General features: G+C 32.7%; 11 protein-coding genes and 1 riboswitch. Of the genes, 10 read left to right on the forward strand and 1 reads right to left on the reverse strand.

Translation table 11 applies throughout. The features are described 5' to 3' along the window. The first annotated feature begins 501 nt into the window (after positions 1-501). From SM124_RS09005 to SM124_RS09015, 3 genes are all read left to right on the forward strand, one after another. Positions 502-2,250, forward strand: a complete 1,749-nt coding sequence (locus tag SM124_RS09005) for a pre-peptidase C-terminal domain-containing protein (RefSeq protein ID WP_322446178.1) — start codon at positions 502-504, stop codon at positions 2,248-2,250. A 228-nt stretch (positions 2,251-2,478) separates the two neighbouring features. Further along, a riboswitch (cyclic di-GMP riboswitch) is annotated at positions 2,479-2,563 on the forward strand. A gap of 21 nt (positions 2,564-2,584) precedes the next feature. Next, positions 2,585-3,499, forward strand: coding sequence for a hypothetical protein (locus tag SM124_RS09010; RefSeq protein WP_322446179.1), 915 nt, complete (start codon positions 2,585-2,587; stop codon positions 3,497-3,499). A 159-nt stretch (positions 3,500-3,658) separates the two neighbouring features. After that, a complete protein-coding gene (locus tag SM124_RS09015; protein WP_322446180.1) occupies positions 3,659-4,912 on the forward strand; it encodes an alpha/beta fold hydrolase in 1,254 nt (417 codons plus the stop codon). A 78-nt stretch (positions 4,913-4,990) separates the two neighbouring features. On the opposite strand, the gene SM124_RS09020 is transcribed toward SM124_RS09015, so the two are convergent. Beyond that, complete coding sequence (locus SM124_RS09020) at positions 4,991-5,677, reverse strand: hypothetical protein (protein ID WP_322446181.1); 687 nt, start codon at positions 5,675-5,677, stop codon at positions 4,991-4,993. Between the two features lie 373 nt (positions 5,678-6,050). Here SM124_RS09020 and SM124_RS09025 point away from each other — a divergent pair, with 373 nt between their 5' ends. From SM124_RS09025 to SM124_RS09060, 7 genes are all read left to right on the forward strand, one after another. Next, complete coding sequence (locus tag SM124_RS09025) at positions 6,051-7,553, forward strand: hypothetical protein (RefSeq protein ID WP_322446182.1); 1,503 nt, start codon at positions 6,051-6,053, stop codon at positions 7,551-7,553. A gap of 207 nt (positions 7,554-7,760) precedes the next feature. Further along, positions 7,761-8,204 carry a C40 family peptidase gene (locus SM124_RS09030; RefSeq protein ID WP_322446183.1) on the forward strand — a complete coding sequence of 148 codons (444 nt, stop codon included), beginning with the start codon at positions 7,761-7,763 and terminating at the stop codon, positions 8,202-8,204. 493 nt (positions 8,205-8,697) lie between these two features. After that, positions 8,698-9,141, forward strand: a complete 444-nt coding sequence (locus SM124_RS09035; RefSeq protein ID WP_322446184.1) for a C40 family peptidase — start codon at positions 8,698-8,700, stop codon at positions 9,139-9,141. 321 nt (positions 9,142-9,462) lie between these two features. Then, positions 9,463-10,539 (forward strand): SH3 domain-containing protein, encoded by a 1,077-nt coding sequence (locus tag SM124_RS09040; RefSeq protein ID WP_322446185.1) that lies wholly within the window; start codon positions 9,463-9,465, stop codon positions 10,537-10,539. Between the two features lie 443 nt (positions 10,540-10,982). Beyond that, positions 10,983-11,612, forward strand: a complete 630-nt coding sequence (locus SM124_RS09045; RefSeq protein WP_322446186.1) for a 5-bromo-4-chloroindolyl phosphate hydrolysis family protein — start codon at positions 10,983-10,985, stop codon at positions 11,610-11,612. Further along, a complete protein-coding gene (locus SM124_RS09050; protein WP_322446187.1) occupies positions 11,612-12,778 on the forward strand; it encodes a toxic anion resistance protein in 1,167 nt (388 codons plus the stop codon). The genes SM124_RS09045 and SM124_RS09050 overlap by 1 nt, the downstream gene beginning before the upstream one ends. Positions 12,779-13,699: 921 nt before the next feature. Continuing rightward, positions 13,700-13,966 carry a hypothetical protein gene (locus SM124_RS09060; RefSeq protein WP_322446188.1) on the forward strand — a complete coding sequence of 89 codons (267 nt, stop codon included), beginning with the start codon at positions 13,700-13,702 and terminating at the stop codon, positions 13,964-13,966. The last annotated feature ends 326 nt before the right edge of the window (positions 13,967-14,292 follow it).

The following is a 14,292-nucleotide window of genomic DNA, read 5'->3' on the forward strand; positions in this document are numbered from 1 at the left end:
AAGATGCTATCTAATCTATGTCATTTAAATAAGAATATTTATAATGGCTAGACGGCTAGGCTTACCTCTTTACCCTAATACATATTGTTAGTAAGTCTTGTTAGTAAGTCTTGGTTTAATACTGATATAAAAGCTCTTTCCCCCTTTATTGATATTTGTGATTTTGTTAACCGTATCGTAAACATATCTCAAGATCTCTTTTTAAACTTTCTCCTTGAGGACATCAGCTGACTGTAAGTCTCAACATCTTTATTTATTATTTCTCATTCATTTTATTGAATTTATACTCTTTCTTAACTAGTGTTTGTGAGAAATTAAGTTCTTGTTTAGGAACTCTCTTTTTTATTGATAGTATAAATATAATATAAAAGTAACTTTATAGAAATTATATTGGAATTATTTAATTCTAGTCATATATTTCATATAATGGAATTATTAAGGTAATCGATTGGCGATAGGTAAATGGCACTCACCAATTAAACTTCACAGGAGGAATAAACAATGAAACCGTTTTTTAGAGGCTTGGTTATTACAATTTTCTTAGTTTGTCATCTTACATTTACTGTTAATGCAGCAAATGATCCAATTGCAAATGACACAGCAAGTGAAGCAGTAACTATTTCATCTGGTAAACCTGTTTACGCCAAAATTGAACATGGAAAAGATGATGATTGGTACAAGTTTGAGATTAAAAAGGAAGGGACAGTTAGGGTCAGCCTTGAAAATCTTCCATTTGATTACGAGGCTTCATTGTTCGATGCGGATTCAAATAATCTATATGTATTAAGAAAAAATTACGACAACGCTGATCAAGCTAGTATGGCGGAATATGAAATATCTGATGCTGGTACCTATTTTATACAAGTAAAAAGTAATGGTTCATATTCTTCTTCTAAAGAATACAAATTAAAAGTGACTTACCCTTCTGATACAACTGTTCATGATAGTAGTTTGGAACCTAATGATACAAAAGAAAATGCTTATTCAGTGAAATCAGGGAAAATTTATAAAGCAACAATTGATTCATCTTTTGATCAAGATGTATATATGTTAGATGTGAAAAAAGCAGGAGAAATAAAGGTTTGGATTGATAATCTACCATATGATTATAGAGTGGTAGTTTATAATGAGCAATTTAGTGAACTGAGAACGAGTCTCTTAACGTCATGGGATCATGTCTCTCATACTGTTAAAGATAAAGGAAGATATTATGTAGTGGTTTACTCACCTAAAAATCAATATTCTGAAGACACAGAGTATCTATTCAAGGCTACATTCCCTGATAAAGTAAGTCATGACAAATCATTTGAGCCTAACGATACACAAGAAACTGCGTACGCACTTACATCGGGAAAACCATTTAATGCAAAGTTAGAATATCAACATGATGTAGATGTATATGAATTAAAGGTGGCAAAAAAGGGACAAGTCCGTGTTAATCTTGAAAACCTACCGTTCTCTTATTCAATGGAACTATACAATGAAAAAGGAAATCAGCTTTCTGGGAGCTTTTCCAAAGGGAAAAATGCAAAGTACATTGACTACAACGTAAATGAAGCTGGATCATATTTTATTCACATTAAATCTTACTTAAAAGAGTATTCGAAAACAAAAAGCTATAAAATTTTAGCTACTTTCCCAACAGCAAAAGTAACACATAATAAAAAGACAATGGAACCTAATGATGTTAGAGAATATGCTGTTTCGTTAAAATCAGGAAAGTCTTTCAAAGGTATCATCAGTACAGTCACAGATGAAGATTACTATAAAATATCGGTGAAAAAAGGAGAAAAAATTTCCGTAACTTTATCCGATTTAGTCTATGATTACAAGTTAACCATTTACGATAAAGATGGTAAGAAACTAAAAGATAAAACAAACTGGGGGAAAAAGCCGGTAGAGCTACTTTATAAAGCTATAGAATCAGGAGTTCTTTATATTAGTGTTTCACCTATCAAAGAGGAGTTCTCTGCTAAAAATCCATACAAATTGTACGTATTAAAAAGTAAATACTTCAAGGCAATTGTTAATGAAGTTACATCAGACTCTCGTCTAATCGGCGGGGAAGCTGAGCCTAATACGACGGTATATATAACAGCAAATGGAAAAGTACTAGCGCAAAAGAAAAGCACATCAACAGGCTACTACTATATAAACATTCCAAAACAAAAATCAAAAACAAAAATCACCGTCTACACAAAAGACTCAAAAGGCAACAAAAGCCCAACAACGACGACAGTAGTAAAATAGTTTATTAAAGGTGACATTAAAGGTGACAGGCACCTGCAACATTTCTGTAACATAACAAAAAGATTGGGGAGCGTATATCCCCAATCTTTTTTACTATATGCAACTATCTATTTCAGTATTTTAAATTTGAATTACGGTAATATTTCAGGTGCCTGTCACCAAACATTAAAATGGTACAAAGTACCCATAACACACGTATATCAAAGATCCTATAGAGGTGGTATATTATATCTATAAAGGTACAACCCGGGAAACCTGGTGTCACAAAGCTTAGGGGCTAAGGGACTAATTCCTACGCCAGCCAGCTGCCGTTTACCAAAAGGAGGAAAACGTAATGAAAAGAAATTGGTATTCAAAACTATTTGTAGGATTAACTGCTGCGACTTTTGTGTTTAGCTCAGCATCTATGGCTGATGCTAAGGGTCCTGACAAGGGAAACAAACATAAGGTCGAAGAAACAAAAGAGGTAGAACAAAAGCCAAAGCAGGAAGAATCGAAACCAGTAAAAGAAGAAAAAGGTAACAAAAAGGAAGAAAGTAAGTCTGTTAAAGAAGAAAAACAAACCAATGAAAAAAAGCAAACAAAAGAAAAGAAAGTAAAAGAAGAAAAGAAATCTAAGAATAAAGTTAAAATAGTATCTAAAGAAGCAAAAAATATAGAAAAACGTTTAAATTCAATAGAAAAAGAGATTGCTAAAGTATCAAAATCGATTGACTCATATTTTAGTGTAGATGAAAAAACTACTCAAGAAACAGAGCAAGAAACTACTCAAAATCCAGAACAAGAGACAGTTGAACAAAATACAGAACAAAACACAACTGAACAAGACACGGCAGAACAGGCTAATGTTGAGTCTGAAAATGAGTATACAAGTAAGGAAGTTTCATCAAAATATAATAGCTTCAAAGGGAAGCTTAATGCTCAAATCAATAAGCTAAAAACAGTTGTAAAGCAATTAGGTCACAAGAAATTTAAAGCTAGTGCGGTGGAAGTTAAAGGACTTCTTGAAAGAGTAAATGAGTTAAAATCAAAAGCAAAAGCTGAGATTGAGCGTGCAAAAACACTAAAGAAAGAAGTGTTAGCTCCTAAAGAAGAAGAGACAGAAACAACAGAAGGACAGGCTCCAAGTGAAGGATCTGACGGGTCAACTGATGGACATGCTCCTATTGAAGATACACAACACCCGAGTGGTGACTCAACAGAAACATCTCCTGATTCAGGTAGTGCTCAAGACTCAATAACTGAATAATAACAATAATAGGCAGAGAAAATATTTAAAATATTTCTCTGCCTATTTTAATTAAGAAATAGCAATTACTGTTTTGGAGTTATTTTCCTTTATATAGGACAATAGAGATGGTAAAATTCTAATGTGTTAGGACCTTAAGTATGAAAAGGAGACTGGTATATGAAGAAAATTTTATTAAGTGTTGGTGTTGGGTTAATCCTACTAATGTGGTTTAGCCTATCTAACGATGCTCAAGCTGCTGCTCCGACAATATATGTTGATGGTAAGAAGGTTAATAGTGCTTCTATCACCATTAATGGAAGTACCTTGGTGCCTCTTCGGACAATTGCGGAGAAATTAGGACTAGAGGTTCGATGGGACCAATCTACACAAACGGTGACCTTTAAACACCCTTATCGAACAGGAATTATTTCACATAAAATTGGAACTAATACTATTACACTTAACACCAATGGGAAAACTACTAAAACATTAACTGCAGCTTCCGTGAACCAAAAGGGTACCTCATATGTACCCATTCGATTATTTGAGTATTTAGATGCACAAGTGTTTTGGACCAGTGCACAAAATCGCATTGATGTTTACTCATATGAATTAAAAACAAGCCAATATATCATGTTTGCAGGTCTTGCTTACAACGATATTAACCACTTGGTTGGAAGTAGTGTGCCTACCATTGTAGGTAAATTAAATTCTAATGGGAAGCGTGGTTTCTATGCAGATTTAAAAAACACTCAAAAGTATTTAGGGATGTATGCCAAAACTTCAAGTGGTGCAAAGATTACTCCTAAAACATTTATCGGTTCGGATTATCTACATGCAACTGAATGGAAAATGATAGATGCTTTGGTTAATAAGGATACTGGCTTCCAAGGTTATGCGTTCCAAAATAATCGTACAAAAGAAGTTGTAATTTCATACAGAGGTTCCGATGACACGGCTGACTGGTATCATAATTCTAGAGCCTTAACAAGCAATTATAACTATCAAAAGTTACAAGCATATGCTCTTTTTGAAAGAAATGCGGGTAAAAGTGATAATATCACCATTGTAGGACATTCTTTAGGTGGTTATTTAGCTCAAGCAACAGCTAAAAACTATCCAAGTAACTTTAATAAGGTTGTTACTTTTAATGCTTTTGGAATTGACCAAACCAATAATTTGAAAAACGTGATTAACTATCGTATATCAAATGATCCAGTGGCTAATAAACAAAATCATTATGGACGAAGCGTGGGATTTAACATTCGTATGTATGCTGATGATTTCACTATTTCAGCTCACAAGCTTTTTAATTTCTACAGCTATTTTTATCCTGCAAAATCAAAGTATTGGTTAAATCTGGATAAAAAAGGATTAATGCCACACAACAAAGCGAAATCAACAGCTAATGGAAATCCATATGTTTGGTAATTTAATTTAATTTGCTCTGAGTAGACCTCGGCAAAATGAAAGGCAGAACCTAAATTACGGTTCTGCCTTACCATTGAATTATTTCCAATCTTTTCTCCAATCCTTATAAGAGAGCGAATCAAAATTATACTTTTTTAATTTAACCTTCGTAAAAGTACCTCTAGTAGAATTAAACTTTAGTTCTAAAACATCCCATTTAGCTACAGCGTTGTTATAACTTGCAATTCTAAACCCATCTTTATATATATTCTGAGGCCTTAATGTGTAACCTAACCCATGCTTTGCTTTCTTTAATTTCCCTTTTGAGATGTAATATATATCAACGAATTCAAAGTTAGAACTTTCAGTTGAAGCAATTGCAAACAGGTCTGGTTGTCCCTTATATTTGGAAGGGATCATGTACATCATTTTTCGTGTTGCGTTATATGTATATCCCTTTTTTTGATACCCAGTATAGGTCACAGACTTTGAGCCACTTTTTCGAATATAAAACTTATAGTTCCCGTGGTACATTAAATCACCTTCATTTGCTCCGGCCCACACCATTGCAAAATCGGAATCATCATACGATGCTCTTTTTTTCTTTTCACTTGACCCTATTACATATAATTGATAGCTTTTGCCATTAGCATCTTTCAGAGTATAGGTCACACGACTCTTTTTCGTGTTAACTGTTGCTGCTGAAACGGACTCTAGAGAAATACTAGAAATGATTAGAAACAATGTCCCAAGAATAAGTAGTAATTTTAAACCCCTTTTACTCATATTAATCCCTCTTCGTATAGTAATCTATAACTATTCTATTTTAAAATAATTATCGTTTTTTGTCATTCCTATATTTGTAAAGGCATATAAAATTTGGTTACTTGTAGTTTATATAAATCTAACTATAAGAATAGTTACTATATAGAGATTAATTTAGAAAAAGCTTAGGACTGGTGGACTGGTTGACCTATAATAGTGTAAAAATCAGCTCTTAAATTCTTACCAGTAAATGCATTGTTTTGGAAAATAACCATTGTAAAGAAATGCATTAAAGTTTCTACTATACTACACAGGAAAATTATCTTTTCACCTCCAGGAATGTCCTGTATAATATTCCTGTTATTACCATAAAAGAGAAGAAGGTGGAATTAAGGTGAAAAAATTCGTTGGAATGCTTCTGACTGCGCTGCTTATACTTTCCTTTTCAGTACCTAGTATGGCCAGTGCGAATGGCTTGCTGCCAGTAAAATCAAATTCTGCAACAATCAAAATCGAAAGCGCACCAAAAAAATCTAAAATTACTAAATTGGAGCTTATACTAGATAATAAAACAATTTATGTTGGCGATAGCCAGTATGACAATTATTTAGATGCAAAGGTGACCTACCAAGATAAAACATATGGTTATGTACCAATTGAGGATGTAAAATTAACCTCTTCAAGTTCAAAAATTTTGAAAATTGTTGATGGGCGATTCCTTTTACCTGTGAAGTCAGGTAAGGTTACAATTACTGGAACCTATAAGGGTGTTAAAGGAAAGCTTTCTTTAACTGTAAAAGGAAGTGCAAATGGAGAGTTTTCAGTAGCATTTAAAGGTATAGAGAATGCTAATTATATTGATACATATTTTACATATGTAAAGAAAAACAGTTCAAAAAAGACAGATTATTCTTATAGAAACTTCAATATTAAAGAGACAAAAACATCAAATGGATACAAATTCTCCGGTCTAAACTGGGATAAGTATTCTACTATTTATGGAACAATAAGAGTAGAGGATAAAGTATTCTATCTTGAAGTTAATAAGAAGCAGAATAAAAAGACTATTACCCTAGATGCAGCTTCGCTTTCTGAAATAATTATTAATTACCCTACTAAAGATGTACAAACAACCAATCTATCTATCACAAAGATAGACTCAAATAAGAAGATGTTACATTTAGGAAGCTTTTATGGTGAATCAAAGTTCTTTGTCCCAAAAGGCACTTATAATATGCAAGTTCAAGCAAAAGGTTCAGAAAAATACTATAACCTATATTTAAAAAGTCAAAAAATTGATGATAAAAAGCAGTCTATTAACATTAGCTCAAAAAATTTATCTTTAATTAGCTTTACAACTAAGCCATCTGGAAGTAATAAGTTGGATATTCAAAGTATAGGAGCAGCTTTTAATTTTAATAACTTTAATCATTTATCAAGTCTTTCGCTATATGATAGTAATGGTCCTGTAACGAATGTCTATCTTAATAACATGACATATACTGAACTGTCATCAAATGTACTTGTAAATGATAATTGGGTTTATGAATATCAGTTACCAAGTAATAAGGTTTCTAAAAACATGAAAGTTACTTTCGGTGATCAATTAAAAGCAAGTATCTCCTTTAAGAAGAACACGAAACTTTACGCAGGACAACGTATTTATCTGCCTGCATCAAGTAGTAATTGGGGCAGTGGTGTATTAAATGTAAAAGATCAGTATGGAAATTATGTAACTAGAGTATATAATCAAAAAGACTACAAATCAGAATCAGCAGTTTTAGTCTTTAAAGGAAGTAAAAAAACCTACAGAATTCCTATTAATGATCTAACATATGGTACAGTAACATTACCAACCGTACCAGGAACTTATAAAGTTACTTTTGAAATGAAGTAATAAAATAGAGAGGGAGTGGATTGAATCTGCTCTCTCTTAATGTTTTATAAAGAGAATAACACAAATTTTGACTCTTCTTGTCAATATATTAGACATCCTGTAACACACTTGTAACGAAATTTGAAAGAAACTGTAAAGTAATTTTCAGATAATTCATGAGAGAATAAGAACAGATAAAGCAATTCTTAAGTCATCTGGAGGTCTCTTATGAAAAAGATATTACTAGCAAGTATTCTAACAATGACTCTACTATTTAGTGGTTTAATAGGAAATTCTAAAGTAGAAGCAACTTCTCATGGCGCAAAAGCTGCTAATATTGGTCATAAGTACATAGGCACTCCGTATAAGTACGGTGGGACAACTCCTAAAGGCTTTGATTGTTCTGGTTTTGTGGGATATTCTTTTAAAAAGGCAGGGAAATCTATTCCTAGGACTTCTAGAGATATCTATAAAAAAGGAAAATCAGTTTCTAAGAAAAACTTGAAAAAAGGTGACGTTCTTTTCTTTAACACTTATGGAAAAGGAGTATCACATGTTGCTATATACGTAGGCAAAGGGAAGTTTATACATAGTGCAAGTAGAGGAGTTAAAGTCGATACTCTATCAAATAGCTATTGGAAGCCAAGATATATTGGAGCGAAACGAATTTAATTTTATACTTAAATCAATAGGCAGTATCTCTCTATGAGATGCTGCCTATTTTTTTGAGTGATTAGATTAAATTTTTGGTTTAGGGAGGATTCTTTAATACAAACACTAAAGTTTCATTAAAGTTCAAACTAACTCTACCTACAGGAGATATTTCCTAACTCACTTCGATGAGACAAATCTAAAGAGGAGGTAATATAGTCCAGAGAGACTATCTTTAAAAGTAAGATGTGGTGTATGCTGCTTTTGTATATTCCATTTTTTTAACTTCTGACTAACTCAAAACTTTGTCATATAAAGGCTAAATAAGATCATAATCACTAAATATTTAGTAACATTTTAGTATAATTCTGGACTAGCCTATCAAAGTTTAAGAGAATTTGTAACATTCTTGTAATGAAATTAGAACAGAACTGTAATAGCAATTTTCTGATAATTTATGAGAGAATAAGTTTTGTAAGGTGATAACTTATTCCTATTGTTTTCGGAGGTTGTTATGAAGAAAGTCCTTTTAGCTAGTATTTTATCAATCAGTCTATTATTTAGTGGTTTAATAGGTACTAATGAAGTGGAAGCTTCTTCATCAGGTGCAAATGCAGCTAGTATTGGTAAGAAGTACATAGGTACTCCTTATAAATATGGTGGAATGTCACCAAATGGGTTTGATTGCTCAGGCTTTGTAGGATATGTATTTAAAAAAGCAGGAGAGCCAATTCCAAGATCCTCTAGAGAAATTTACAAAAAAGGAAAAAACGTAGCTAAGAAAAGTTTGAAAAAAGGTGATCTTCTATTCTTCAATACAAGTGGAAAAGGAGTATCGCATGTAGCTATCTATGTAGGGAAAGGGCAGTTTATACATAGCGCTAATAAAGGTGTTAAAATCGATTCTTTATCGAGTACATATTGGAAAACTAGATACATAGGTGCAAAGCGAATCTAAATAAATAAAAAAGCATGTAATGGGCAGAATTTTTAATAATTCTACTTATTACATGCTTTTTTAATTAATTCTTTCATACCCTTAGAGTGCTCCTTCATTAGTAATATATGACTATTAGAGAATATATAAAAACTGTGTAAATGGTAATGAATGGACTGATAATTTTATAACGAATAGAACCTAAGAATGGCACTATTGGCCCAATAAAAATAATTCTCAATTAGGATATTGTGGTCATGCGTACTCCTATCTGACAATGTTAAATTTATAATTGGTTTGATTTTCCAATAACAAATACATATCAGAGTAGGGGGAAACCTAATGAAAAAGTCCTTTTTATTCAAGCTAGTTATTACCTTCGCGCTTCTTGTAAGCTTATTTTTTCCACTAACTACAACAAATGCTTCAACTATCCATTCCGGCATTGTAACTGTAAAGAGTACCAGTATAAAGGCAACTGCATCATCAAAGTCTAAAACGGTTGGTTCTTTAAAAAAGGGGAGTATTGTAAACGTTTATTCCAAGACTAAAAGTGGTTGGTCACAAATCTATTATAAAAACAAGAAAGCCTATGTATATACTAAGCACTTAAAGGCAACTAAGAAAATTTCTTTCTTAATGGATAAAACAAAGATTTATACTTATGAAGATTACAAGGGTGCAACAGTCAGTTTAAAATATTCCCAGAAAAAAGATGGATGGAATGTTTGGAAAACTAGAGATGGTAAAAAGGTAGTCCTTTCTGAAAGGGAAACTAAAAATGCGTTAGAAGAGAAAGAGGGAAGTAGAGTTTTAGAGCAATTGAGTTATCCTTTGTATGTTGGGAAAAAGGTAACATACAGTAATGAAACAACAAAAATTACTTCTTTAACTAAAACAGTGAAAACCCCTGCAGGAACTTTTAAGAATTGCATTGAGATGCAGCAATTAAGATCAGGACGTACTTCTTACTTTGCTCCGGGAGTAGGATTAGTCCAAATGAAAAAAGGAAAAACAATCGAACTACAGTTAGCACAAAAAAAGACTGAAAAAGCTATAAAAGCAGATGAGGCTAAAATTAAGGAATTAATTAGAAGAAATACAATTAATACAGAAACGGAAAACATGGAAGAATACATGAAGGATGTTTCTAAAGAACGTCGCAATGATACACAAATGATTGCAATGTTAGAAGAACTATTCAAAAACTTTGACCTTAAGTATGAGCTGCAGGATATCAAATTTTTAAGTATGACTGAAAAGGAAGTCATTGTTGAGGTTAAACACAAAATAACTGCTACCTACATTGCAGATGGATATCAATATCGTGACAATGTCACAACTTCAATCCATTCAATTATTAAAGAAGATGGCAAGTTTGTATTTAACCTTTCAGGAATACAGGATATTGAGTATTAATTAACCAAAAAGAGTAAGGCCTCCTATATAGATGTTAGGGGGTCTTACTCTTTTATAATGCTGTAAACATCACTTTTCACAAAAGTATGAATCCTACTTATTCCTTCGTGTGGTAGGACATTATTCTTCTAGGATTGTATTCATCTTAGAATGCATGCCTGATTAATTTTAATACTGATAGACATTCAGTTAAAGCTTTTTAAATACATCTTAGGTCTTAGATACATTTACATTTTAGGTCTATTTTGGGATCGTAGCTCCTGAAGTAATATAATACATATAATAAAGAAATATACTGTTTGTTCTAGAATAAAATAGATAAAATGATAATGAAACCATATACGTTTCAATATCGTAATACTACTAATTACCTTTTCATAACAGGATATTTTATTCCGACAATGAACTCTTTATAAAATGGTGTATGTCAGGAGTCGATAAACTTGAATCCATTTATTTCATTAATAGTCTTTTTATTCGCTGCCCTTCCCGCATCTACAGGAGCTTGGTTGATTAGTTTCTTTGGATTTGACCAAACGTTTTGGATGTCATCAGGTATTGCTCTAGGTACAGCGTTCATTTCCTATATTTCAATCAAGGGACTAATAAAGCGGAGTTATTTAAAGAAGCATCAGCTTACAAGCAAGGAATATGCTTATATTAAGAAGAATCTTAAAGAGGCAAAAAGTAAGATTGGTCGTCTACAAAAGGCCCTTATTGCATCTAGGAGCATCCCCAGTTTTAAACAAAACGTGGATATCCTTCGAGTCACAAGGAAAATTTATAGCATAACGAAAAAAGAACCGAAACGATTTTATCAAGCTGAACGATTTTATTTTTACCATTTAGACTCACTTGTAGAGATTACTGAAAAATACGCTTTTCTAAAAAATCAGCCAAAGAAAGCAGCGGAGCTTGAAATATCATTATTCGATACAAGACAGGTTATAAAAGAGCTAACTCTATCCATTGAAAAGGATTTAAACCATGTTCTATCGAATGATATAAATCAACTAAACTTTGAATTAGATGTTATAAAAACCAGAAAAGATGATGAAAGCAGGCGGTTATAATGAGTGAGAAGTATAAAGAAACAAGCAGTCTTTTCGACGATATGCTTGCCAACCCGTTTGGAGAACAGGAGGATGGTTTTCAAAAACAGGTAATACAAACACAAGAAGATAAACCACCAAGGCTTATAGATGTCATCCCGGAAGAAAACAGACAAAAGGCATATCAATTAGCAGGGCAGATCGACCCTAAAAATCATCAGGCGATTATTTCATACGGAACACAAGCTCAAGGGAAGCTAATGAACTTTTCCCATACGATGATTGACCAGGTTAGAAAAGATGAAATTGGGGATATCGGACAGATTATTCATGAGTTAATGAGTAAGCTTAAAGAAGTAAATCCTGATGAGCTTAGAACGGAAAAACAAGGATTATTTTCAAGGATGTTTGGGAAAATTCAAAACTCAATTCAAGAGGTTCTGTCGAAATATCAAAAAACAGGTGCTCAAATTGATCGAATTAGCGTAAAGTTAGAACACTCTAAAAATCGCCTATTAAGTGATATAAAGTTACTGGAACAATTATATGAGCATAATAAAGAGTACTTTCATGGTTTAAATGTTTTTATCGCAGCAGGTGAACTTAAGCTAGACGAACTATACTCTAAAACGATTCCTGAATTAAGGCAAAAAGCTGAGTCCACACAAGATCAAATGGACTTTCAGGATGTTAACGATATGGTGCAGTTTGCGGATCGTCTAGATAAAAGATTACATGACCTGAAATTAAGCCGTCAAATTACCATTCAAAGTGCTCCACAAATACGCTTGATTCAAAATACAAACCAAGCATTGGTGGAGAAAATCCAGTCTTCCATTATGACAGCTATACCATTATGGAAAAATCAAGTGGCCATTGCTCTGACGCTTGTTAGACAACGTCAGGCAGTAGAAGCTCAAAAACATGTGACAAAAACAACGAATGAGCTCCTATTGAAAAACGCTGAGATGCTAAAGCAAAATAGCATTGAAACTGCAAAGGAAAATGAGCGAGGTCTCGTTGATATTGATACGCTAAAGAAAACACAAGAAAATCTGGTTACTACATTACAAGAAACATTACGGATTCAGGAAGAAGGCAGAAACAAACGTCGCTTAGCCGAACAGGATATGGCTGCTATGGAGAATGAATTAAGACAAAAGTTACTAAACTTGAAGAATAATTAATGGTAAAAAAGGATGGTGTAACTTGCATCATCTTTTTTTTTCGATAGTAGCAAACTGTAGTTACATTGATTAGTCACATATATATATTCACGTTGTTTGAGTTGGCATAATCGTTGAATGCTAGTAATGACCTTTGGAAGGGACTGATTGTTACAGAGGAAAAGACTCCGGAGGATAAGTAATTTACCCCTTCTTACTAATCCATATACAACTCTAAATGGGATATATAAAATTAGCAAAAAAGCAAAGGTATTTGATTTGATCTGTTTGCTCAGATCCTTTTATCTGTTAATGGTAATATGCTGCTATTAAATTGTATAATAGTTAAAGTAGGGAGGTGATAACATCGAGAACCTTTACTATATGTTTCAATCATTGCCCTATTAATCTTTTCAGGTGTCTCAGCGGAAATATAAATCATTATCGGTCCACCAACTATTTAAATGTTTTATCGTATAAACGTTTAATAACATCTAATGCTTCCTCAAAAATAACATCTTCAACTTCATGCTTATCATGAATATTTTTTTCTCCTTTCATTAGAATTCACCTCTGCTTATGGCATATTTTCATTTTTCTTTAGACTATATTTAGCATTCTGATAAGAGTCAGAAAAAGCACGGGGGAGGAAACTCAAAGCCGGGGACATTCCAATTACCAGAGAGACGGTCCTTACGGTCTTATTGCGTTTCTGAATCTTTATATGATACGTGGACAAAAAGAAAGGAAAGACCAGGGTGCGTTCCCAACGGTCTTAATATGACTAGATGTATGAATAACCAGATTGAATTGCCTTTTATATGTCATTCTGTTCAATTCCGTGGAAAACCAGTGAGACAGTTTTTGTCGTCAAAAGCAAAAATCCTTATAGTAAATGGTTGCTAGTTAATTGTATAATATTTAAAACGGGGAGGTGATAATATGGATAATAATAAACTTGATCGATTGGAAGACATGGTTTCTCAACTTATAAATATAGTTGGTGAAACGAATGAAATGGTTCGTAGTATGAAAACAGAAATATCTGATATGAAAGTAGAAATTTCTGATATGAAAGCCAAAAATGAAAATAGACATAAGGAAGTAATGGGTAGACTGCAAGATATCGAGGTAGACCAGGATCTTCTATGGGAGAAAACTATAAAAAATGAAAGGAGTGTCGCTAAAATTGTAAGACCGAAAAATTAGTGCTCCGTTATTTATTCCTCAAAAACTTTCTTCATTTTGTGACTTCAAAATTCAAAATTTTAGAGTATGAAAAAGGCTTATTTTCAAGGAGGAAAGAGAGAATATAAATCCTTAACTCATATAGCTGGTGAACCTTTCTAAAATATAATAAGGGAATATTCTCTCTGGAATCTTGATGTTTATAATCTCAAACTGACTTTATGCAAAAGTTAATAAAAAATTATTAATGACTATCAGAGGAAGCTTTTAGTTGACTCTATAAATCTCTTGAAATTAGGCCCTATTATCTAACTCTATCCTCAGAAAAAACTACTGACTTTAGCTCG

The sequence above is a fragment of the Robertmurraya mangrovi genome, assembly GCF_034427655.1.
Classification (GTDB): Bacteria; Bacillota; Bacilli; order Bacillales; family Cytobacillaceae; genus Robertmurraya_A; species Robertmurraya_A mangrovi.